The sequence below is a fragment of the Rhodococcus sp. ACPA1 genome (assembly GCF_002300195.1).
GTDB lineage: Bacteria > Actinomycetota > Actinomycetes > Mycobacteriales > Mycobacteriaceae > Rhodococcus_F > Rhodococcus_F opacus.
In genome coordinates this window covers 74,416-96,697 of the sequence record NZ_NSDX01000011.1, presented here as the reverse complement: position 1 = coordinate 96,697, position 22,282 = coordinate 74,416, and the positions used below count along the sequence as shown (strand labels likewise).

Sequence of the window (22,282 nt, the reverse complement as noted above, 5' to 3'; positions counted from 1 at the left end):
TCGCGCTTCGGCGTCAACCGTTCTACGGGGGATCGGTGCAGCTGACGGGCGGATCCACGAGGGAACAGAGTGCGGCGGGGCGTTCGGGTTCGTAGCCGGGCGGGAGCCCGTTCGCGACGAGATCGCGGTAGGTGGTCACCGCTTCGGTCGGTCGCCGGGTGAGGGTGGGGTCGGTCAGCGCGTCGACGGTGAACAGACCGAACCGGGGACGGTACGTGCCCCACTCGTAGTTGTCGGTGATCGACCAGTAGTTGTAACCGATCACGGGGGCACCGTCCGACCGTGCCCGCTCCAGCCAGTAGACGTGATCGCGGAGATGATCGGACCGGGTGTAGCGGTCCGGGCGCGGTTTCCCGTCGTCGGTGGGCATGCCGTTCTCCACGACGTACAGCGGTAGTCCCGGAAACGTGCGGCTGTACCGCATCAGGGCGTGGTAGATGCCGTCCGGTTGGGGGCTGATGTCGTAGAAGGCGTCGGTGACCGCATGTGCCGCGGTGAGGTTGTCGAGGGAGAGGCCGTAGTAGTAGTCGACGCCGAGGAAGTCGAGCTTGTCGCGGACCCGGTCGACGAAGGTGGCGTCGAGTGCGTCCATGGCGGCCGGGACGTACGCGAGGTTGCTGCTCACCCGGGCGCCCGGGTCGTTCTCGTGGATCAGGTCGTAGGCGCGGCGGTGGACCTCGACGAGCCGGTCGAGCATCTGCGGGACCCGGTCGGCGCCGATGCCGCCGAACGTCAGCTCCTTCTGCACGTACACGGTCGGTTCGTTGATCGTGATCCAGAGCACGCCGAGACCGGAATAGCGCTCGATCACCTTCTGCGCGTTCGCGAGCCAGTCGTCGACGGTGTCCGGGTTCGCCCACCCACCCTGATCGGCGACCCACCCCGGATACACCCAGTGGTCGAGCGTGATCATCGGGGTCATCCCGCGGCTGGTGATCTCGCGGACGACGTCGTCGTAGTACCGCAGTTCGGTTTCGTCCCACACGCCCGGGGCGGGCTGCACGCGGGCCCACTCGACGCCGAACCGGAAGACGTCGACACCCAGGTTCGCGGCGCGGGTGATGTCCTCGGTGTACCGGTGACGGAAGTCGACGGAGTTGCCGATCGCGTCGTGGGTGCGCCCCGAGTCGGAATACCGCCGCCAGTTGCTGTCCGGTGAGGAACCCTCGGATTGGAACCCGGACGTTGCCACGCCCCACAGGAAGTCGTCGGGCAGAGGGGCGGCGTGCGCCGCGGTGGCGGGCGCCAGCAAGCACAGCAGGACCGCGCCGGCGCCCAGGAGTCGCGAGGGAGTCCGCATCGGCCGAAGAGTAGCGGAAACGGTGTCCCGACTGCGCCGATTGGGGGATACTGGTGAGTAGGACTACCCGCCAGTAGGAGGCGCGTCATGGTCGACACCTCAGCTCCGAAGGTCACCGAAGAAGAAGCACGAGCGGTCGCGGAGGAGGCGAGGGAATCCGGCTGGGACAAACCCTCCTTCGCGAAAGAACTGTTTCTGGGACGGTTCCGGCTGGATCTGGTTCATCCCTTCCCCCGCCCGGCTACCGAGGACGCCGCGAAGGCCGAGGAATTCCTCATCCGCCTCCGCGCCTACTGCGAGGAGATGGACGGCAGCGTCATCGAATCCCAGTCGCGCATTCCCGACGAATACGTCCGCGGCCTCGCCGACCTCGGCTGCTTCGGCCTGAAGATCTCGGAGGAGTACGGCGGCCTCGGACTCTCGCAGGTCGCGTACAACCGGGCATTGATGCTCGTCGCGTCGGTGCATCCGAGCCTGGGCGCGCTGCTGTCGGCTCACCAGTCGATCGGCGTCCCCGAACCACTCAAGCTGGCCGGCACCCCCGAGCAGAAGCGCGAGTTCCTGCCGCGCTGCGCCCGCGGCGCCATCTCCGCGTTCCTCCTCACCGAACCGGACGTCGGTTCCGACCCTGCGCGCCTGGCGTCCTCCGCGACCCCGATCGAGGGCGGCGCCGCCTACGAACTGGACGGCGTGAAGCTGTGGACGACCAACGGCGTCGTCGCCGAACTGCTCGTCGTCATGGCGCGGGTGCCCAAGAGCGAAGGTCACCGTGGCGGCATCTCCGCGTTCGTCGTCGAGGCCGATACCCCGGGCATCACCGTCGAACGACGCAACGCGTTCATGGGACTGCGGGGGATCGAGAACGGCGTCACCCGGATGTACAAGGTCCGCGTTCCCCGCGAGAATCTGATCGGCCGGGAAGGTGACGGGCTCAAGATCGCGCTCACCACCCTCAACGCCGGCAGGCTGGCGATTCCGGCGATGTGCGCCGGGGCCGGGAAGTGGTCGCTGAAGATCGCCCGCGAATGGTCCGGGGTACGCGTCCAGTGGGGCAAGCCCATCGCCGAGCACGCGGCCGTCGCCAACAAACTGTCGTTCATGGCCGCGACCACCTATGCCCTCGAGGCCGTGGTGGACCTGTCGGCGCAGATGAACGACGAGGGTCGCAACGACATCCGGATCGAGGCGGCGCTCGCCAAGCTGTGGTCGTCCGAGATGGCCTGCGTCATCTCCGACGAGCTGATCCAGGTCCGCGGCGGTCGCGGATACGAGACGGCGGCGTCGCTGGCCGCCCGCGGTGAACGCGCGGTGCCGGTGGAACAGCTGGACCGCGACCTGCGCATCAACCGGATCTTCGAGGGCTCGAGCGAGATCATGCGGCTGCTGGTCGCGCGCGAGGCCGTGGACGCGCACCTCACGGCGGCGGGCGATCTCGCGGACCCGCACGCCGACACGGGTGCGAAGGCCCGCGCGGCCGCCAAGGCGAGCGGGTTCTACGCGAAGTGGCTGCCGCAGCTCGTGGCAGGCAAGGGGCAGGTGCCGACGTCCTACAGCGAATTCGGTGTCCTGGCCAAGCACCTGCGGTTCGTCGAACGGCACTCCCGCAAGCTGGCCCGCTCCACGTTCTACGGGATGGCCCGGTGGCAGGCGGCGCTGGAGAAGCAGCAGGGCTTCCTCGGCCGGGTCGTGGACATCGGCGCCGAACTGTTCGCGATGTCCGCCACCTGCGTCAAGGCGGAGATGCAGCGCGAGGAGAACGAGGCCGAGGGTGCGGCCGCCTACGAACTCGCCGACGTGTTCTGCCGGCAGGCGGCGCTACGGGTCGAGAAACTGTTCGACGGTCTGTGGCACAACACCGACGACGTGGACAAGCAGGTTGCGCATTCGATCCTCGAGGGACGGTATGCGTGGCTGGAGCGGGGAGTGGTCGACCCCAGTGAAGGCACCGGTCCGTGGATCACCGAGTGGACCCCCGGCGCGTCCACCGAGGAGAACCTGGCGAGGAGGTTCCTGCACTCCACCCGCCTCTAGGCCGTCCGGTTCCCCACCACGGCTCGGCGGTACCCTCCGAGGAGACGCGCACGCCAGCGTGGCACCCGCCTGCGTTCCCGGACGCGGGCGGGACGAGCCGAGGGAACACCAGTGCGCAGCTTCATGTGTCGCAAATGCGGCCAACGACTGTCGTTCGAGAACAGTCTCTGCCTGAAATGTGACAGCGCTCTGGGATTCCACCTGCCGAGCCGGTCCATCGTCGTGCTCGACGGCGCGGATCGGGTGGAGGTGGACGGCGCGGCCTGGATGCGGTGCGCGAATGCCGGCCCGGCGAAGTGCAACTGGCTCGTCCGGCGCGACGACATCCAGAACCTGTGCACGTCCTGCCGGCTGACGCGGACCCGGCCCGCGGACGGCGACGACGAGGGCATGGCGGCGTTCGCGACCGCCGAGACCAACAAGAGGCGGGTCGTCCTCGAACTCGACGAGCTCGGTCTCCCGATCGTCCCCAAGTTCGAGGACCCGGGCACCGGCCTGGCCTTCGACCTGCTGTCGAGCGCACGGACCCGGGTGGTGACCGGGCACGCCGGCGGGGTGATCACCCTCGATCTGGCCGAGGGCGACGACGTGCACCGGGAACAGCTGCGCGTCGAGATGGACGAGCCCTACCGCACGCTCGTCGGCCATTTCCGGCACGAGATCGGGCACTACTACCAGTTGATGCTGATCCGGGGCGACGCCGAGCGCGCCCGATTCGAGGACCTGTTCGGGGATCCGGACCTCGACTACCAGGCCGCTCTGAAACGTCACTACAGCGAGGGCGCGCCGAAGGGCTGGGGCCGGCTGTACGTGTCGTCCTACGCCACGATGCACCCCGCCGAGGACTGGGCGGAGACCTTCGCGCACTACCTGCACATCCGTGACGCCCTGGACACGGCGGCAGCCTTCGCGATGGCGCCCGCCGGAGCGACGACGAGCAGTGAACTCAGTGGTGACGTGGGGTTCGACCAGATCATCGACTGGTGGCTGCCGCTGTCGTGGGCGCTGAACCAGATGAACAGGTCGATGGGCCACCACGACCTGTATCCGTTCGTGCTTCCGGCCGCGGTGCTGGAGAAGATGCGGTTCATCCACTCGCTGATCCAGCCCGCCCCGGTGTGGGACGAGCCGGCACCTGTGTCGACGGAAACCCGGTCGGCCGCCGACCGGTGAAAATGGGGTGCGCCTATCCTGGATAATCGGTGTCGAGCCCTGTTCTCCGCAGAACAGTCCCGCTCGTCCGAGACACCGTGTCCCGACAGTCGCAGAGAGGACCTCTCATGCTCGCCCGCACCGACCTTCGTGGTCGTACCCCTTCCACGGCCGAACTTCGCGCCGCACTTCCTCGAGGTGGAGTGGATGTGGACGCGGTCCTGCATCAGGTTCGCCCCGTCGTCGAGGCGGTCCGTGAGCGCGGCGCCGACGCGGCGCTCGAGTTCAGCGAGAAGTTCGACGGCGTCCGTCCCGCGCAGGTGCGGGTGCCGCAGTCCGAGTTGGACCGCGCGCTCGGCGAACTCGATCCGGCCGTCCGCGCAGCCCTCGAGGTCGCGATCGAACGTACCCGCAAGGTCCACGCCGACCAGCGCCGCACCGACACCACCACCGAGGTCGTCCCGGGCGGCACCGTCACCGAACGGTGGGTGCCCGTCGACCGCGTCGGGCTGTACGTCCCCGGCGGCAACGCCGTCTACCCGTCCAGCGTCGTGATGAACGTGGTCCCGGCGCAGGCCGCCGGTGTCCGGTCCCTCGTGGTGGCGTCGCCGCCGCAGTCCGAGTTCGGTGGTCTGCCGCACCCGACCATCCTCGCCGCGGCCGCCCTGCTGGGCGTCGACGAGGTGTGGGCCGTCGGTGGCGGTCAGGCCGTCGCCCTCCTCACCTACGGCGGCAGCGACACGAACGGCGCCGAACTCGCCCCCGTCGACCTCATCACCGGCCCCGGCAACATCTACGTCACTGCCGCCAAGCGCCTCTGCCGCGGCCTCGTCGGCATCGACGCCGAGGCAGGCCCCACCGAGATCGCGATCCTCGCCGACCACACGGCCGACCCGGTGCACGTCGCGGCGGACATGATCAGCCAGGCCGAGCACGACGTGATGGCCGCGAGCGTGCTCGTCACATCCAGCGTCGAACTCGCCGACGCCGTCGACACGGCGCTGGCCGCGCAGCTCGAGATCACCAAGCACAAGGAGCGCGTCACCGCCGCGCTGTCCGGCACGCAGTCGGGCACCGTCCTGGTCTCCGACGTCGAGGCCGGACTGCGGGTGGTCAACGCGTATGCCGCCGAGCACCTCGAGATCCAGACCGAGAACGCCACCGCCGTCGCCGCGAAGGTGACCAGTGCGGGCGCGGTGTTCGTCGGCCCGTGGGCGCCGGTCAGCCTCGGCGACTACTGCGCCGGGTCCAACCACGTCCTGCCCACCGCGGGCTGCGCCCGGCACTCCTCGGGGCTGAGCGTGCAGACGTTCCTGCGCGGCATCCACGTGGTCGACTACTCCGAATCCGCGCTGAAGGAGGTCTCCGGCCACGTCATCACCCTCGCGAACGCCGAGGACCTGCCCGCACACGGTGAGGCCGTGCGGCTGCGGTTCGAGGCGCTGCGGTGACCGCGGCGAACGTGCCGGGTTCGTCGATCGGGGTGGACGCCCTGCCGATCCGGGAGAATCTGCGTGGCAAGTCGGCGTACGGGGCGCCGCAGCTGACCGTCCCGGTTCAGCTGAACACCAACGAGAACCCGCACCCGCCCACGAAGGCGCTCGTCGACGACGTCGCCGAGTCCGTGCGGGAGGCCGCGCGGGAACTGCACCGCTACCCGGACCGTGACGCGGTGGCACTGCGCACCGACCTCGCCGCCTACCTCGTCCGCCAGACGGGGGTGCCGGTCACGGTCGACAACGTGTGGGCCGCCAACGGGTCCAACGAGATCCTGCAGCAGCTGCTGCAGGCGTTCGGCGGTCCCGGCCGCAGCGCGATGGGCTTCGTGCCGTCGTACTCGATGCACCCGATCATCGCGGACGGCACCGAAACCGAGTGGCTGCCGATCTTCCGCCGCGCCGACTTCGCGCTCGACGTGGGCGCCGCGACCGCGGCGATCGCCGAGCGCAGGCCCGACGTCGTGTTCGTCACCAGCCCCAACAACCCGACGGGACACAGCGTCGGCATCGCGGAACTGCGCCGGGTCCTCGACGCCGCCCCGGGCATCGTGATCGTCGACGAGGCGTACGCCGAATTCTCCGACGCGCCCAGCGCCCTGACGTTGATCGACGAGTACCCGTCGAAGCTCGTCGTGTCGCGGACGATGAGCAAGGCGTTCGCGTTCGCCGGTGGCCGGCTCGGATACCTCGCGGCCGCACCGGCATTCATCGAGGCGCTGCTCCTGGTCCGGCTGCCGTACCACCTGTCGGTGGTCACGCAGGCCGCTGCCCGCGCGGCGCTGCGGCACGCGAACGAGACGCTCGCCAGCGTGCACGCTCTCGCAACGGAGCGGGTGCGGGTGTCGAAGGCATTGGAGGACACGGGGTTCCGCGTCATCCCCAGTGACGCGAACTTCATCCTGTTCGGTGAGTTCACCGACAGAGCCCGCGCCTGGCAGGCCTACCTCGACCGCGGAGTGCTCATCCGGGACGTCGGCATCCCCGGATACTTGCGCGCCACCGTCGGGCTGGCCTCCGAGAACGACGCCTTCATCGTGGCGAGCGACGAGATCGCCGCCACCGAACTCACCAGCTCAGGAGACCGAGGATGACCGACCGCATCGCCCGCGTGGAGCGCACCACCAAGGAATCCAGCATCACCGTCGAACTGAACCTCGACGGCACCGGCATCGTCGACGTCTCCACCGGGGTCCCGTTCTTCGATCACATGCTGACCGCGCTCGGCTCCCACGCGAGTTTCGACCTCACCGTCCACGCGAAGGGCGACATCGAGATCGAGGCGCACCACACGGTGGAGGACACGTCGATCGTGCTCGGTCAGGCGCTCGGTCAGGCGCTCGGCGACAAGAAGGGCATCCGCCGGTTCGGTGACGCGTTCATCCCCATGGACGAGACGCTCGCCCACGCATCGGTCGACGTGTCCGGTCGTCCGTACTGCGTCCACACCGGCGAACCGGAACACCTGCTGCACGCCGTCATCGGCGGCTACCCGGGCGTGCCGTATGCGACGGTGATCAACCGGCACGTGTTCGAGTCGATCGCGCTCAACGCGCGCATCGCCCTCCACGTGCGGGTGCTCTACGGACGCGATCAGCACCACATCACCGAGGCCGAGTTCAAGGCCGTCGCCCGCGCACTGCGCGAGGCGGTCGAACCGGATCCCCGCGTCACGGGTGTGCCGTCCACCAAGGGCAGCCTGTGATCCGGGCGCATTCGTGAGTGTCGTCCTCGTCTACGTCCTGTTCATCGCCGCGGGGATCGCGGCGGGCGGCGCGTACTCCATGTGGAAGTTCAACAAACTGGCCTCGGGCGTGCTGCTGGCACTGGCGGTGCTGGCAGCCGTGGCGGGCGTTCTCAGGTTGATGTAGTGCCCGTCGCAGTGGAGCCGCGCCGCGGCCTGCTCCGCACCCGCGGCATGCCCGCCGCGATGGTGATGGGCGCCGCGGCGTTCGGCGGCTGGGCGGTGCTGCTGCCCGTCGTTCCGCTGATCGTCTCGCTGTCCGGTGGCTCGGACACGCTCGCCGGCAGCGTCACGGCCGTGTTCATGGCCGCGACCGTCGTCACGCAGCTCGGTGTGCCCCGACTCCTGCGCAGGTGGGGGCATCGCTGGGTGCTCGCCGCCGGCTGCATGCTGCTCGGGCCGCCGTCGCTGCTCCTCTTGGTGTCCACCGAGGCGATCCCGGTGCTGGCCGTGTCGGCCGTCCGGGGATCGGGCTTCGGCATGCTCACCGTCGCCAGTAGTGCGCTGGTCGCCGAACTCGTTCCCCGCGAGATGCTCGGCCGCGCGACCGGTGCGCAGGGAATCGCGGTGGCCGCCGCGCAGATGGTCGGGCTGCCCGCGGGGCTCGCGATCATGCAGCACTGGTCCGCGACCCCCGTCTTCGTGATCGGCGCGCTCATTCCCGCTCTCGCGGTGGTCGCGATCACGCGCCTCCCCGCCATCCACGCCCCAGCGGATCGCACGTCGCAGGGCCGCATCCCGCTCGCCGTCCTGCTCACGCCGTGGCTTGCGATCGCGATCTCTGCGGCCGCATTCGGCGGCCTGTCCAGCCTGCTGCCCATCGCGATCTCGGAGCGAGCCTCGCTCGCCGGGGTGATCCTCGCCGTCTCGAGCGGTGCGACGCTGATCGGGCGATACGCCGCGGGATCCTTCTCCGACCGGCTGGGGGTGGGCCGCGCCCTGGTTCCCGCCCTGACGTTCGTGTGCCTCGGCCTGGTGCTGTTCGCCGTCGCGGCGGCGACGAGTGCGCCGGTGCCGCTGCTGGTGTGCGCGGCCCTGGCCTTCGGATTCGGATTCGGCGCGGTGCAGAACGAATCCCTCGTCATGATCTTCACCGCCGCGGGACCGGCTCGTTTCGGCTCGGCGAGCGCCGGATGGAACATCGGGTTCGACGCCGGAACCGGTTTCGGTTCCCTCGCACTCGGAGCCGTCGCGTCGGCGGCCGGGTACTCCTGGGTTTTCGCGGTCGCGGCGACGGCCGTCGCGGTGGTTCCGGCCGCCGGGATGGTCGTCGGCCGCGCCCTCGGGCGTCGTGCGGCCGCCGGATAAGGTTGTGTCATGACCGTCTCCACGATTGCCGTCCTCGACTACGGCTCCGGCAACCTGCATTCGGCCACCCGCGCTCTGGCCCGGACCGGCGCGCGCGTCGAGGTCACATCCGATCACAAGGTCGCACTCGCGGCCGACGGTCTGGTCGTTCCCGGCGTCGGCGCCTTCGCCGCGTGCATGGAGGGACTGCGCGCGGTCCGCGGCGAGCGGATCATCGGTCAGCGTCTGGCCGGCGGACGGCCGGTCCTCGGGATCTGCGTCGGCATGCAGATCCTCTTCGAACGCGGAGTCGAGTTCGGCGTCGAGGCGGAAGGCTGCGGCGAATGGCCCGGCACCGTCGAACGGCTTCAGGCCGACGTGCTGCCGCACATGGGATGGAACACGGTCGAGGCGCCGGAGAACAGCACGCTGTTCGCCGGCATCGATCCCGACACCCGGTTCTACTTCGTCCACTCGTACGCGGCCCAGTCCTGGGACATGCCGACGCCGGAGCGGCTGGCGCCCCCCGCCCTGACGTGGGCCGACCACGGCGGCAAGTTCCTCGCCGCCGTCGAGAACGGCGCGCTGTCCGCCACCCAGTTCCACCCCGAGAAGTCCGGCGACGCGGGTGCCGAGCTGCTCCGGAACTGGGTTCGCAGTCTGTGACCGAACCCGGGGACGGGCGCGGCGACCTGTCGATCGGCAGGCTCGCGGTGTACGCGATGGGCGCCGCCACCGCGGTGCTGGTACTCGCCACCGCGATCATTCTGGTCGTGAAACCGGGCCCCGTCCTCGGCCTGATCGTCGGACTGCTCGGCGTCGCAGGTGCGATCGCGGCCATGGGCTACGTGTCGAAACGCATGACCCGCAACGCCTACGGTCCCGATCCCGAGGACCCGGAGCCGGGTTCCGACCGCTGAGCGACTAGGGTTGTCGCACGTGAGCCTGGTCCTTTTGCCTGCTGTAGATGTCGTCAACGGTGAAGCTGTTCGCCTCGTCCAGGGGGAGGCAGGAAGCGAGACCGGATACGGCTCGCCTCGTGATGCCGCCCTCGCGTGGCAGAACGACGGTGCCGAGTGGGTCCATATCGTCGACTTGGACGCCGCGTTCGGCCGCGGCTCCAACCGTGAACTCCTCGCCGACGTGGTGGGCGAGCTCGACGTCCAGGTGGAACTGTCCGGTGGGATCCGCGACGACGCGTCGCTCGAGGCCGCACTGGCCACGGGCTGCGGACGCGTCAACCTCGGTACCGCCGCCATCGAAAACCCCGAGTGGTGTGCCCGCGCCATCGCCAAGTACGGCGAGAAGATCGCCGTCGGTCTCGACGTGCGCCTCGTCGACGGTGAATACCAGCTCCGCGGCCGCGGCTGGGTCACCGAGGGCGGAAACCTGTGGGAGACGCTCGCCCGGCTCGACAAGGACGGCTGCTCCCGGTACGTCGTCACCGACGTCAGCAAGGACGGCACCCTCACCGGCCCCAATCTCGAACTCCTCGCGCAGGTCTGCGCTGCCACCGACGCTCCCGTCGTGGCCTCGGGCGGCGTGTCCACCATCGACGACCTCCGGGCGATCGCCGGACTCGTCGATCAGGGGGTCGAGGGATCCATCGTCGGCAAGGCGCTGTACGCGGGGCGGTTCACCCTCCCCGAGGCGCTCGCCGCGGTCTCGGGCTGAGTTCCCACCATGGCCCTGTCCCGTGATCCCCGGGAGCTCCTCGCCGTCGCCAGTGAGCTGCTCGACGGCGTGCACGACCGGTTCGTCTCGGGCGTGGGTGCGCCCAGCGCCGTCCACAAGGGTCCCGACGACTTCGCGACCGCCGTCGACCTCGAACTCGAGAAGCGGCTGACCGGCGAACTGCGCGACCGGACCGGCATCGACGTGCACGGCGAGGAGTTCGGCGGCCCCGACCTGGGCAGCGGACCCGTGTGGGTGCTCGACCCCATCGACGGCACGTTCAACTATTCGGCCGGTCTGCCCACGGCGGGCACGCTGCTCGCGCTGCTCGACGACGGGGTTCCCGTTCTCGGTCTCACGTGGCTGCCGCTCGTCGGGCGCCGGTATGCGGCCGTCGCGGACGGTCCGCTAATCGAAGGTGGCACGCCCCTGCCTGCGCTCGGGCGCACGTCGCTCGCGTCGTCGATCGTGGGCTTGGGCGCACTGAACATCGACAGTCGCGGGCGCATCCCCGGCGCGTACCGGCTGCAGGTCCTCGCGCAGCTCAGCCGGGTGTCGTCGCGGATCCGGATCCACGGATCCACCGGCGTCGACCTCGCGTTCACCGCGGCCGGAATACTCGGCGGCGCGGTGGTGTTCGGCCACAATGCTTGGGACAACGCCGCCGGTGTCGCGTTGGTGCGCGCCGCGGGTGGTGTGGTGACGGATCTGGGCGGCAAGCCCTGGACGGTCACGTCCGACTCGGTGCTCGCCGGAGCGCCCGGAGTGCACGGCGAAATTCTCGATATCCTCGGATCACTGGGTGATCCTCGTTCCGAGCCTTCAGGAGGGCGTACGCAATGACTCTGGCGGTTCGAGTGATCCCGTGTCTGGACGTCGATGCCGGACGCGTCGTCAAGGGCGTCAACTTCGAGAACCTGCGGGACGCGGGTGACCCCGTCGAGTTGGCCGCCGCGTACGACGCCCAGGGCGCCGACGAGCTCACGTTCCTCGACGTCACCGCGTCCACCGCGGATCGGGGCACCATGCTCGACGTGGTGAGCCGGACGGCGGAGCAGGTCTTCATCCCGCTCACCGTCGGCGGTGGTGTCCGCACCGTCGAGGACGTCGACCGGTTGCTGCGCGCCGGCGCCGACAAGGTCAGCGTCAACACCGCGGCGATCGCCCGCCCCGAATTGCTTCGCGAACTCAGCGAACGCTTCGGATCGCAGTGCATCGTGCTGTCGGTCGATGCGCGGACCGTGCCGCAGGGTCAGCCCGACACCCCGTCGGGGTGGGAGGTCACGACGCACGGCGGCAAGCGCGGCACCGGTATCGACGCGGTGGAGTGGGCGGTCCGCGGCGCCGAACTGGGGGTCGGGGAGATCTTGCTCAATTCGATGGACGCCGACGGCACGAAGGCGGGTTTCGATCTGCCGATGATCCGGGCGGTGCGCGCCGCCGTGCACGTGCCGGTGATCGCCAGCGGGGGAGCGGGCGCCGTCGAGCATTTCGCACCCGCGGTCGGCGCCGGCGCGGATGCCGTCCTGGCGGCCAGCGTCTTCCACTTCGGCGACATGACGATCGGCGACGTGAAGAAGTCCATGCGTGAAGAAGGGATCACCGTCCGATGAGTCTCGACCCCGCCATCGCGTCCCGGCTCAAGCGCAACGAGGCAGGACTGTTCAGTGCTGTCGCGCAGGAACGGTCGACGGGCGACGTCCTGATGGTGGCGTGGATGGACGACGAGGCCCTCGCTCGCACGCTCGACAGCCGCAAGGGAACCTACTACTCCCGGTCCCGTCAGCAGTACTGGGTGAAGGGCGAGACGTCCGGTCACACGCAGTACGTCCACGAGGTGCGGCTCGACTGCGACGGCGACACGGTGCTGCTCGTCGTCGATCAGGAGGGGGCGGCGTGCCACACGGGCACGCACACCTGCTTCGACACCGACGTGCTCCTCGCCGCCGAGTAGGGCGCCTCGGCGCTCGGGCAGAGTGCCTGCATGTCCTCGGGCAGAATGCCCACATGCCATTGATTCAGATCAGTCAGACACCGGGACTTACCGCGGAGCAGAAGCGCGCCACGATCGAGGCGGTCACCAAGGCCTACGCCGACGCGACGGGCAAGGATCCCGCGAAGGTGTGGGTGACGATCACCGAGGTCCCGCGAGACAGCTGGGGTGTCGGCGGGACGCCGCTGGGGTGAGCTGCCGGGACGCCGCTGGGGTGAGCTGCCGGGACGCCGCTGGGGTGAGGTGCCGGGACGCCGCTGGGGTGAGCTGCGGGGCTGTCAGGCTCGACCGGTTCCCGATGCGATGCTCTTGTCGAGTTGGGTGAGCATGGCGCCGGACAGTTCGGACAGCTGACGGACCTGTTCGGCGGACAGTCCGTCGAAGATCAGGGACCGGACGGATTCGACGTGCGGCGGCGCGGCTTCGACGACCTTGGCCATGCCTTCGTCTGTGAGGACGGCGTCGGAGCCGCGGCTGCCGCGGATGCTCTCGCGGCGTACCCAGCCGGCTTTTTCCATCTTGGTGATGACGTGGGAGAGCCGGGACAGGGACGCGTTGGCGCGCTGGGCGAGCAGGGACAGCTGCAGGCGCCGGTTCGCTTCGCCGGACAGCGAGGCGAGGACGAAGTACTCGAAGTGGGTGAGTGCCGAGTCGCGTTGGAGCTGGGTGTCCAGTGCGGCGGGGAGCCGGGTGACCAGGGCGATGAGGGTGAGCCAGGCCTCCTGCTGCTCGGCGTCGAGCCATCGGCTGCCGGGCTCTGCCGGAGTGCCCTCGTCGTTACCACTCATCAGTGGTGTCCTCCATCCGTACGTCGATCCACGCGTGCAACGTGTTCAACATAGTTAGCACGTCGTGGGCCGGACCGTGCGTGGGGAATAGTTGCCGGGCCCACACGTTGACTCCTATAGTAACTTGAAGTTTCAACATTGAGTATCCGGTGTTGGATCTCGATCCGAAGGAGTCGCGATGACCGCCACCATGCCCGCACTGTTCCTCAGTCATGGTGCGCCTCCGCTGGTGGACAGTGAACTGTGGGTGTCGCAGCTGGCGAAGTGGGCCGGCGACCTGCCGCGGCCGAAGGCCATCCTCATGGTGTCGGCGCACTGGGAGTCGGCGCCGCTCACGATCGGATCCACCACCACCGGCACGCCCCTCGTCTACGACTTCGGTGGCTTCCCCGAACGCTTCTACCGGACCACATACGAGTCGCCCGGCGCCCCCGAACTCGCGGCGCAGGTCGTGGCCCTGATGCCCGACGACGAGACCGTGTCGCACCAGCCGCACCGCGGCCTCGACCACGGCGCCTACGTGCCGTTGACGGTCATGTACCCCGACGCCGACATCCCGGTCCTGCAGATCTCGCTGCCCACGCTCGACCCGCAGCGACTGCTGCACCTCGGTGAGCGGCTGCGTCCCCTGCGCGAGCAGGGTGTCCTGATCGTCGGTTCCGGATTCACCACCCACGGGCTGCCGTTTCTGCGCGACCCGTCACCCGACGCGAAGGCGCCCGGCTGGTCGTCGGAGTTCGACGCCTGGGCGGACGAGCGTCTCGCCGCGGGCGACGTCGATTCGCTCATCGACTTCCGCTCGCTCGCGCCGGGCATGCCGTACGCCCACCCGACGATCGAGCACTTCGCGCCGCTGTTCGTCACGCTGGGCGCCTCGAGCGATCCCGAGCAGATCCCCCGGCAGGTCATCGACGGCTTCTGGATGGGGCTGGCCAAACGGTCGATTCAGGTGGACTGACGCGTCCGGAGGAAGGCGAGCGCCTGATCGCCGTGCGTGTTGGCGCGGAACTCGCTCGAGATGACCTCGAGCACGGTGCGGTCGGCGTCGATGACGAACGTCGACCGCTTGACCGGGGCGAGCTTGCCGAGCAGTCCGCGGCGGACACCGAACTTCTCCGCGACGGCTCCGTCGGCGTCCGACAGCAGCGGGTAGTCGAACGACTGCGCCTGCGCGAACGATGCCTGCTTCTCCACCGCGTCGGTGGAGATCCCGGCGCGGGACGCGCCCACCGCGGAGAACTCGACTCCGAGGTCACGGAAGTGGCAGGCCTCGGCGGTGCACACCGGCGTCGACGCCGCGGGATAGAAGAACAGCACCAGAGGGCCGTCCTCGAGGAGGCTCGACAGCGATCGCGCGATGCCGTCCTGATCGGGCAGGGTGAATTCCGGTGCGAGCTGACCTGGCTTCATGAGAGCCGAGGCTACCCGCGCACGCAGACACGACGAGTGCGCCTGGGATGATGGTCGGCATGCACGGCGAGCCCACCACGATTCCCGCACCCGAGTCCGCCGCCACCCCGGCCGACGGCGGGTCCGACTCGACCACCACGCGCGAGCAGTTCCACGCTCTCGCCGCCGAACACCGGGTGGTCCCGGTGACGCGCAAGGTGTTGGCTGACGCGGAAACCCCGCTGTCGGCGTACACCAAGCTGGCGGCGAACCGGCCGGGGACCTTCCTGCTCGAGTCGGCGGAGAACGGCCGATCGTGGTCGCGATGGTCGTTCATCGGCGCGGGCAGTCCCGCCGCGCTGACGGTCGTCGACGGCGAGGCCGCGTGGTACGGCAACGTTCCCGCGGGCGCACCGTCCGGCGGCGACCCGATCGCGGCCCTCGGCCAGACGCTGGAACTGCTCCGCAGCGAGCGGCTGCCCGACCTGCCGCCGCTGACCGGCGGCATGGTGGGTTTCCTCGGCTACGACGCGGTGCGCCGGATCGAGCGGATCGGCGAGCACGCCACCGACGATCTGCAGATCCCCGAGATGGTCATGTTGCTGGCGACGGACCTCGCGGCCGTCGACCACCACGAGGGCGCCATCACCCTGATCGCCAACGCGGTCAACTGGGACGGCACCGACCAACGCGTCGACGAGGCCTACGACTCCGCGGTCGAGCGGCTGGACCGGATGACGCACGCCCTGTCGGCGCCGGCGTCGTCCACCGTGTCCACGTTCGCGAAGCCCGCCCCCGACTACCGGCGTCAGCGCACCACCGAAGGTTTCGGCGCCGACGTGCAGAAGCTCGTGGGAGACATCGAGGCGGGTGAGGCCTTCCAGGTCGTGCTGTCGCAGCGCTTCGAGATCGACTGCACCGCGGACCCGATCGACGTCTACCGGATGCTGCGCGCCTCCAACCCCAGCCCGTACATGTACCTGCTCAACGTGCCGAACGGCGACGGCGAGACCGCGTTCTCGATCGTCGGTTCGAGCCCGGAGGCCCTGGTGACCGTGTCGGAAGGCGTCGCCACCACGCACCCGATCGCGGGCACCCGGTGGCGAGGGCACACCGAGGAGGAGGACATCCTGCTCGAGAAGGACCTGCTCGCCGACGAGAAGGAGAACGCGGAGCACCTGATGCTCGTGGACCTGGGCCGCAACGACCTCGGGCGCGTGTGCGAACCGGGCACGGTGAAGGTCCACGACTACCGCCACATCGAGCGGTACAGCCACGTGATGCATCTCGTCTCCACCGTCACGGGTCACCTCGCGGACGGCAAGCAGGCCCTGGACGCCGTCACCGCGTGCTTCCCGGCGGGCACCCTGTCGGGCGCGCCGAAGGTCCGGGCGATGCAGCTGATCGAGGAACTCGAACCGACGCGCCGCGGCATCTACGGCGGCATCATCGGGTACCTCGACTTCGCCGGCGACGCCGACACGGCCATCGCGATCCGTACCGCGCTGATCAAGGACGGCATCGGGTACGTCCAGGCGGGTGCGGGTGTCGTCGCCGACTCGAACCCCGAGTACGAGGACACCGAGGCGCGGAACAAGGCGATGGCGGTGCTCAGCGCGATCGCGGCGGCGCACACGCTCCGGACCCTGGGAGGCGACACGCAGTGAGTGACGCGTCGGAGACGGCCCGGGAACCCGGGCAGGCGGGACGTCGCCGGTCGATGATCTCGGTGCTGCTGCTCGCGGTCGCGGCGGTGTGCCTGTGGGGTGCCTCCCGGATGACGTGGGTCGAGGTCACCTCCTCCGACGGACTCGGTGAGGAGCGCACGTCCGCGCTCGTCGGCGGCACGTGGGCCGCGGCGCTCACGCCGCTGGCGTTGACCCTGGTCGCCGCGATCGCCGCGTCGTTCGCAGTGAAGGGCTGGGCGCTGCGGGTGCTCGGCGTCCTCGTCGCGGTCGTGGCCGTCGCGGCCGCGGTCCCCGCGGTGGGGTTGATCGTCTCGGGCGCCTCCGACGACGACGCGGGCCGGCTGGCCGAGCTCCCGGGCCGCGCCGAGGTCCAGTCGGTGTCCGTGCACGTCGGTCCCGCCGTTCTCGCGCTGGTGGGCGCCCTGGCGGCGCTCGCCGCCGCGGTGGAACTCGTCCGCCGTCCGCGGGTGCGGGCCGGGCTCTCCTCCAAGTACGACAGCCCCGGTGCGCGACGGGACGCGGCGAAGAAGGCCGCCACCGATTCGGCGGAGGGGCCCGTCACCCAGCGCATGCTCTGGGACGCCCTGGACGCGGGGGAGGACCCCACGGTGGAAGACAAGAAAGCCGAACCTGTCGACCAAGTTGACGGACCGGACAAAGACCCGGGGACCCGAACGTAAACAGAATCAGAGTGCCATCTAGGCTGACTTCACCCCTGATGATGTTCCTCACATCGGGTTTCTGCCCAGAAAGGACTCGGGCCACGATGACCGTTCTCGACTCGATTCTCGACGGGGTGCGCGCCGACGTCGCCGCCCGCGAAGCCGTCCTTGACTTCGCCGCAGTCAAGGCTGCCGCCGCTGCCGCACCGCCGGCCCTCGATGCCGCGGCCGCCCTGCTCGAGCCGGGCATCGGAGTCATCGCCGAGGTCAAGCGGGCCAGCCCCTCGAAGGGTGCGCTCGCCGACATCACCGATCCCGCCGAGCTGGCCGCCGCCTACCAGGCCGGTGGCGCCCGGGTGATCAGCGTGCTCACCGAGGAGCGCCGGTTCCAGGGGTCCCTCGCGGACCTCGACGCCGTCCGCCGCGCGGTGAGCATCCCGATCCTCCGCAAGGACTTCATCGTCGGGCCGTATCAGATCCACGAGGCCCGCGCGCACGGCGCCGACGTCGTGCTGCTCATCGTCGCCGCCCTCGAGCAGGACGCGCTCGCGTCGCTGATCGACCGCACGGAGTCGCTGGGCATGACGGCCCTCGTCGAGGTCCACACCGAGGAAGAGGCCAACCGGGCGCTCGAGGCGGGCGCCAAGGTCATCGGTGTCAACGCCCGCAATCTCAAGACGCTCGAGGTCGACAAGAACACGTTCGGCGAGATCGCTCCCGGGCTGCCCACCGAGATCATCAAGATCGCCGAGTCCGGTGTGCGCGGCACGGCCGACCTGCTGGCCTACGCCGGTGCGGGAGCCGACGCGGTGCTGGTCGGCGAAGGCCTCGTCACCAGCGGGGATCCGCGCAAGGCGGTGGCCGATCTGGTCAACGCCGGCGCTCACCCGTCCTGCCCCAAGCCGTCACGCTGACGTTGCGTCGGCGGAACTGACCCGGACGGCGGCGGAACCCGGCGTTGGGGCAGACTGGACCTGTGACTTCACGTAATCAGGAAACCGTCTTCAAGGGTGGCAATCTGCCGACTGCCAGCGCCGGAATCGCCGAGCGCACGACGCACGACCCCGACGCCGGAGGACACTTCGGCGTGTACGGCGGACGGCACGTGCCCGAGGCCCTGATGGCAGTGATCGAGGAGGTCACCGCCGAGTACGAGAAGGCCCGCGCCGACGACGCGTTCCTGAACGAACTCGACCGTCTCCAGCGCGACTACACCGGTCGTCCGTCCCCGATCTTCGAGGCGAAACGGATGAGCGAGTTCGCCGGTGGGGCGCGGCTCATCCTCAAGCGCGAAGACCTCAACCACACGGGCTCGCACAAGATCAACAACGTGCTCGGTCAGGTGCTGCTCGCCAAGCGCATGGGCAAGACCCGCATCATCGCGGAGACCGGCGCCGGCCAGCACGGTGTGGCCACCGCCACCGCCTGCGCGCTCCTCGGCCTCGAATGCGTCATCTACATGGGTGCCGTCGACACCGAGCGGCAGGCGCTGAACGTCGCCCGCATGCGGTTGCTGGGCTCCTCGGTGGTGTCGGTCGAGTCGGGGTCGAGGACCCTGAAGGACGCCATCAACGAGGCGCTGCGCGACTGGGTCACCAACGCCCACAACACGTACTACTGCTTCGGCACCGCTGCCGGGCCGCACCCGTTCCCGACCATCGTCCGCGACTTCCAGCGCGTCGTCGGTCTGGAGGCGCGTGCCCAGGTGCAGGCGCTGACGGGCAGGCTGCCCGACGCGGTGACGGCGTGCGTCGGCGGCGGTTCCAACGCCATCGGCATCTTCCACGCGTTCCTCGACGACCCGGCCGTGCGGCTCGTCGGCTACGAGGCCGCCGGTGACGGCGTCGAGACCGGGCGGCACGCCGCCACGTTCGCGGCGGGCACCCCGGGCGCGTTCCAGGGCGCGTACTCGTACCTGTTGCAGGACGAGGACGGCCAGACCATCGAGTCGCACTCGATCTCCGCGGGCCTCGACTACCCCGGTGTCGGACCGGAGCACGCGCTCCTCAAGGACATCGGTCGCGCCACCTACGAGCCGGTCACCGACACGGAGGCCATGGACGCGCTGCGTCTGCTGTCCGAGCGTGAGGGCATCATCCCGGCCATCGAGTCCGCCCACGCCGTCGCCGGGTCGCTGCGACTGGGCCGCGAACTGGGGGAGGGCGCGATCATCGTCATCAGCCTGTCCGGGCGCGGCGACAAGGACATGGACACGGCCGCCAAGTGGTTCGGACTGTTCGATCCCGACGACTCGACCGAGACCACCACGACTGACAAGGAAGGTTCGGCCAAGTGAGCGAACGACTCTCGCGCCTCGCCCCGACGTTCGCGCAGTGCCGCGAGGAGAAACGCGCCGCGCTCGTCGGGTACCTCCCGGCCGGTTTCCCCACCGTGCAGGAGTCCATCGACGTGTTCAAGGCGATGGTCGAATCCGGTTGCGACATCGTCGAGGTCGGCATCGCCTACTCCGACCCGGTGATGGACGGGCCCACCATCCAGGCGGCGGCCGAGACGGCGCTGCGGAACGGTGTCCGGGTGCGTGACGTGTTCACCGTCGTCGAGGCGATCGCCTCCGTCGGCGGCAAGGCCGTCGTGATGACGTACTGGAATCCGGTCCTGCAGTACGGGGTCGACAAGTTCTCCCGCGACCTGGCGAGCGCGGGTGGCCTCGGCCTGATCACGCCCAACCTGATCCCCGAGGAGGCCGGCGAGTGGATCGCCGCGTCGAAGGAACACGACCTCGACCGGATCTTCCTGGTGGCGCCGTCGTCGACCGAGGAACGCCTCGCGATGACCCTCGACGCCAGCAGCGGCTTCGTGTATGCCGCGTCCACGATGGGTGTCACCGGCGCCCGTGACGCGGTGTCGTCGATGGCACCCGAGCTGACGGCCCGCATCCGCGCCCACTCGGACATCCCGGTGGGTGTCGGACTGGGTGTCCGCTCCGGCGCGCAGGCCGCCGAGATCGCCGCGTACGCCGACGCGGTCATCGTCGGATCCGCGCTGGTCACGGCCGCGGAGAGCGGTCTGGACGCGGTGCGCTCGCTCACGAAGGAACTCGCCGAGGGCGTTCGCTCCGCTACCGTGGCGTCGTGACTTCCACTGTGGACGTACTGGCCTACATTCCGAGTCCGCCTCAAGGTGTCTGGTATGTCGGACCGGTGGCCCTGCGCGCGTACGCGCTGTTCATCATCGTCGGGATCGTCGTCGCGATCGTGTGGGGTGACCGTCGCTGGGTCGCCCGCGGCGGCGAGAAGGGCACCGTCCTCGACATCGCCATCTGGGCGGTGCCGTTCGGCCTGATCGGCGGCCGTCTCTACCACGTGATGACCGACTGGCCGACGTACTTCGGGGAGGGCGGCGACCCCGTCGACGCCCTGAAGGTGTGGCAGGGCGGCCTCGGCATCTGGGGCGCCGTGGCGCTCGGCGGCGTCGGCGCCTGGATCGGTTGTCGTCGCCGCGGCATCCCGCTGCCTGCGCTCGGCGACGCGGTCGCGCCCGCAATCCTGCTGGCGCAGGCGATCGGCCGGCTCGGAAACTACTTCAACCAGGAACTCTACGGTCGCGAGACCGACGTGCCGTGGGGGCTCGAGATCTTCGAGCGGCGCAACGACGTGGGCCAGGTGTCACCGCAGCTGATCGACGGGGTGTCGACCGGCGAGGTCGCGTTCGTGGTGCATCCGACGTTCCTGTACGAGGCGCTGTGGAACGTGCTGATCGTTCTCCTGCTCGTGTGGGTCGATCGCCGCTTCCGCATCGGTCACGGCCGCCTCTTCGCCCTGTACGTGGCCGGATATTGCGCCGGCCGCTTCTGGATCGAACTGATGCGCAGCGATCACGCGAGCCTCATCGCCGGTGTCCGCGTGAACTCGTTCACCTCAGCCCTGGTGTTCGTCGCGGCCCTGGTGTACTTCTTCGCCGCGACGAAGGGCCGTGAGGACCCGGCCGAATTGCGGCCTGCCGACGGCGAACCGGTCGACAGCGAGACCACGGAGAAGGAGCCCGAGAAGAACGTCGAGGACGAGGGCACGGACGAGGACGCGCCCGCATCGGAGCCGGTATCGGACGACAAGGCCGCGAGTACCGCGAGTACCGGCGGCGAGGCGCGCACGAAGACCATCGACAGCAAGAAGGATGACGCGAATGACTGAACCGGGGAAAGCATCCGACGATTCCGGCAAGGGTGCATCCGAGGACGCACACAAAGTCGACCTGGGGAAGAGCAGCGACGGCACCGAGAACAGCACCGAGTCGAGCCTGCCGCCCGAGTTCGGCTCACCCTTCGATTACGACGCCACCGCCGAGGCCTCGCTGTCCCAGCCGCCGGCCACGTCGGACGCGACACCGTCACCGGGTTCGACCGGCACCGGACCGGGCTGGGACACCTACTCTGGTGTCGGTAACGGCCCGGGCTGGGGGTCCACGCCCACCTACCCGTCGCCGAGCGGCACCGAGCCGACGGCCCCGTTCCCGAACGTGGGCGAGCCGACTTCGCCGACCGCGCCCTACACCGGGTACGAGAAGCCCCAGCAGCAACCGGACGGTCCCACCTACGGCGCACCCGACCCCAACTACGGCGCGCAGTACGGGGCTGCTCCGCAGTCGTCGCAGGAGTACCAGCAGCCCGGGTACCAGCAGCCGGGGTACGGACAGCAGCCGGGTTACCCCCAGCAGGGGTTCCCGCCGCCCGGATACGCTCCCGCCGGCTACAACGCGTACGCCGATCCGTCGGCGCCGTTCGGCAGGCACCCGCTGACGGGTGAGCCGTACTCCGACAAGTCCAAGCTGACCGCCGGCCTGCTGCAGATCTTCCTCGGCGGTTTCGGAGTCGGACGGTTCTACCTGAACCAGCCCGGCATCGCCGTGGCGCAGATCGCCGTCACGTGGCTCACCTGTGGAATCGGCGGAATCTGGCCGCTGGTCGACGGCATCATGATGCTGACCGGAAGCGTGAAGGACAAGTACGGACGACCCCTGCGGGAGCAGTGACGATCCCTGAAGGAACTGTGGCCCGTGTTGCTGATGCGACACGGGCCACAGCCCGTTCCGGGGCCGGATTCGGCATATCTTGCGAGGTA

Annotated in this window: 25 protein-coding genes; 22 read left to right on the top strand and 3 right to left on the bottom strand. The window is 69.5% G+C overall.

The window, feature by feature from the left end:
• Positions 1-22: 22 nt before the first annotated feature.
• On the bottom strand, positions 23-1,300 hold the full coding sequence (locus CJ177_RS36805) for a glycoside hydrolase family 1 protein (RefSeq protein WP_005247533.1): 1,278 nt from the start codon (positions 1,298-1,300) through the stop codon (positions 23-25).
• Between the two features lie 87 nt (positions 1,301-1,387).
• On the opposite strand from CJ177_RS36805, the gene CJ177_RS36800 reads away from it, so the two are divergent.
• The 14 genes from CJ177_RS36800 to CJ177_RS36740 all read left to right on the top strand — a co-directional run bounded on the left by CJ177_RS36800 (position 1,388) and on the right by CJ177_RS36740 (position 12,871).
• Positions 1,388-3,331: an acyl-CoA dehydrogenase family protein gene (locus tag CJ177_RS36800; RefSeq protein WP_005247531.1), complete on the top strand. Its 1,944-nt coding sequence runs from the start codon at positions 1,388-1,390 to the stop codon at positions 3,329-3,331.
• 111 nt (positions 3,332-3,442) lie between these two features.
• Positions 3,443-4,504: a putative zinc-binding metallopeptidase gene (locus CJ177_RS36795; protein WP_095870124.1), complete on the top strand. Its 1,062-nt coding sequence runs from the start codon at positions 3,443-3,445 to the stop codon at positions 4,502-4,504.
• A 107-nt stretch (positions 4,505-4,611) separates the two neighbouring features.
• The gene (gene hisD / locus CJ177_RS36790; RefSeq protein WP_005247527.1) at positions 4,612-5,934 is read left to right on the top strand and encodes a histidinol dehydrogenase; all 1,323 of its coding nucleotides are present in this window, start codon (positions 4,612-4,614) and stop codon (positions 5,932-5,934) included.
• On the top strand, positions 5,931-7,073 hold the full coding sequence (locus CJ177_RS36785; protein ID WP_095870123.1) for a histidinol-phosphate transaminase: 1,143 nt from the start codon (positions 5,931-5,933) through the stop codon (positions 7,071-7,073). Before hisD ends, CJ177_RS36785 begins: the two co-directional genes overlap by 4 nt.
• On the top strand, positions 7,070-7,684 hold the full coding sequence (hisB, locus tag CJ177_RS36780; protein WP_005247522.1) for an imidazoleglycerol-phosphate dehydratase HisB: 615 nt from the start codon (positions 7,070-7,072) through the stop codon (positions 7,682-7,684). Before CJ177_RS36785 ends, hisB begins: the two co-directional genes overlap by 4 nt.
• Before the next feature lie 13 nt (positions 7,685-7,697).
• Positions 7,698-7,850, top strand: coding sequence for a hypothetical protein (locus CJ177_RS47690; RefSeq protein WP_007297398.1), 153 nt, complete (start codon positions 7,698-7,700; stop codon positions 7,848-7,850).
• Complete coding sequence (locus CJ177_RS36775; protein WP_005247517.1) at positions 7,850-9,031, top strand: MFS transporter; 1,182 nt, start codon at positions 7,850-7,852, stop codon at positions 9,029-9,031. Before CJ177_RS47690 ends, CJ177_RS36775 begins: the two co-directional genes overlap by 1 nt.
• Before the next feature lie 9 nt (positions 9,032-9,040).
• Entirely contained in the window at positions 9,041-9,676 is a 636-nt protein-coding gene (gene hisH / locus CJ177_RS36770; protein WP_005247515.1) for an imidazole glycerol phosphate synthase subunit HisH, read from the top strand.
• Positions 9,673-9,930 (top strand): membrane protein, encoded by a 258-nt coding sequence (locus tag CJ177_RS36765; RefSeq protein WP_005247513.1) that lies wholly within the window; start codon positions 9,673-9,675, stop codon positions 9,928-9,930. Before hisH ends, CJ177_RS36765 begins: the two co-directional genes overlap by 4 nt.
• Before the next feature lie 19 nt (positions 9,931-9,949).
• Positions 9,950-10,684, top strand: coding sequence for a bifunctional 1-(5-phosphoribosyl)-5-((5-phosphoribosylamino)methylideneamino)imidazole-4-carboxamide isomerase/phosphoribosylanthranilate isomerase PriA (gene priA / locus CJ177_RS36760; protein WP_005247511.1), 735 nt, complete (start codon positions 9,950-9,952; stop codon positions 10,682-10,684).
• 9 nt (positions 10,685-10,693) lie between these two features.
• Entirely contained in the window at positions 10,694-11,527 is an 834-nt protein-coding gene (locus CJ177_RS36755; RefSeq protein ID WP_095870122.1) for an inositol monophosphatase family protein, read from the top strand.
• Positions 11,524-12,297: an imidazole glycerol phosphate synthase subunit HisF gene (gene hisF, locus CJ177_RS36750; protein WP_005247506.1), complete on the top strand. Its 774-nt coding sequence runs from the start codon at positions 11,524-11,526 to the stop codon at positions 12,295-12,297. Before CJ177_RS36755 ends, hisF begins: the two co-directional genes overlap by 4 nt.
• On the top strand, positions 12,294-12,638 hold the full coding sequence (gene hisI, locus CJ177_RS36745; RefSeq protein ID WP_005247504.1) for a phosphoribosyl-AMP cyclohydrolase: 345 nt from the start codon (positions 12,294-12,296) through the stop codon (positions 12,636-12,638). Before hisF ends, hisI begins: the two co-directional genes overlap by 4 nt.
• A gap of 53 nt (positions 12,639-12,691) precedes the next feature.
• Positions 12,692-12,871, top strand: coding sequence for a 2-hydroxymuconate tautomerase family protein (locus CJ177_RS36740; protein ID WP_005247502.1), 180 nt, complete (start codon positions 12,692-12,694; stop codon positions 12,869-12,871).
• Positions 12,872-12,955: 84 nt separating this feature from the next.
• Here CJ177_RS36740 and CJ177_RS36735 read toward each other — a convergent pair whose 3' ends face one another.
• A complete protein-coding gene (locus CJ177_RS36735) occupies positions 12,956-13,465 on the bottom strand; it encodes a MarR family winged helix-turn-helix transcriptional regulator (RefSeq protein WP_095870121.1) in 510 nt (169 codons plus the stop codon).
• Positions 13,466-13,643: 178 nt separating this feature from the next.
• Here CJ177_RS36735 and CJ177_RS36730 point away from each other — a divergent pair, with 178 nt between their 5' ends.
• Positions 13,644-14,423 (top strand): dioxygenase, encoded by a 780-nt coding sequence (locus CJ177_RS36730; protein WP_061044218.1) that lies wholly within the window; start codon positions 13,644-13,646, stop codon positions 14,421-14,423.
• Here the strand turns inward: CJ177_RS36730 and CJ177_RS36725 are convergent.
• The gene (locus CJ177_RS36725) at positions 14,411-14,875 is read right to left on the bottom strand and encodes a peroxiredoxin (protein WP_005247497.1); all 465 of its coding nucleotides are present in this window, start codon (positions 14,873-14,875) and stop codon (positions 14,411-14,413) included. The two genes, CJ177_RS36730 and CJ177_RS36725, sit on opposite strands and share 13 nt — an antisense overlap.
• A 59-nt stretch (positions 14,876-14,934) precedes the next feature.
• Between CJ177_RS36725 and CJ177_RS36720 the strand changes: the two genes are divergently transcribed.
• The 7 genes from CJ177_RS36720 (at position 14,935) to CJ177_RS36690 (ending at position 22,193) form a co-directional block, all read left to right on the top strand.
• Entirely contained in the window at positions 14,935-16,521 is a 1,587-nt protein-coding gene (locus CJ177_RS36720; protein ID WP_061044248.1) for an anthranilate synthase component I, read from the top strand.
• Positions 16,518-17,222, top strand: a complete 705-nt coding sequence (locus CJ177_RS36715) for a TIGR02234 family membrane protein (RefSeq protein ID WP_061698035.1) — start codon at positions 16,518-16,520, stop codon at positions 17,220-17,222. Before CJ177_RS36720 ends, CJ177_RS36715 begins: the two co-directional genes overlap by 4 nt.
• A gap of 86 nt (positions 17,223-17,308) precedes the next feature.
• The gene (trpC, locus tag CJ177_RS36710) at positions 17,309-18,118 is read left to right on the top strand and encodes an indole-3-glycerol phosphate synthase TrpC (protein ID WP_005247490.1); all 810 of its coding nucleotides are present in this window, start codon (positions 17,309-17,311) and stop codon (positions 18,116-18,118) included.
• Positions 18,119-18,180: 62 nt separating this feature from the next.
• Positions 18,181-19,500: a tryptophan synthase subunit beta gene (gene trpB / locus CJ177_RS36705; protein WP_005247488.1), complete on the top strand. Its 1,320-nt coding sequence runs from the start codon at positions 18,181-18,183 to the stop codon at positions 19,498-19,500.
• Positions 19,497-20,300: a tryptophan synthase subunit alpha gene (gene trpA, locus CJ177_RS36700; RefSeq protein WP_005247486.1), complete on the top strand. Its 804-nt coding sequence runs from the start codon at positions 19,497-19,499 to the stop codon at positions 20,298-20,300. The genes trpB and trpA overlap by 4 nt, the downstream gene beginning before the upstream one ends.
• Positions 20,297-21,355, top strand: coding sequence for a prolipoprotein diacylglyceryl transferase (gene lgt, locus CJ177_RS36695; protein WP_061044220.1), 1,059 nt, complete (start codon positions 20,297-20,299; stop codon positions 21,353-21,355). The genes trpA and lgt overlap by 4 nt, the downstream gene beginning before the upstream one ends.
• A complete protein-coding gene (locus CJ177_RS36690) occupies positions 21,348-22,193 on the top strand; it encodes a TM2 domain-containing protein (RefSeq protein WP_061698037.1) in 846 nt (281 codons plus the stop codon). The genes lgt and CJ177_RS36690 overlap by 8 nt, the downstream gene beginning before the upstream one ends.
• The last annotated feature ends 89 nt before the right edge of the window (positions 22,194-22,282 follow it).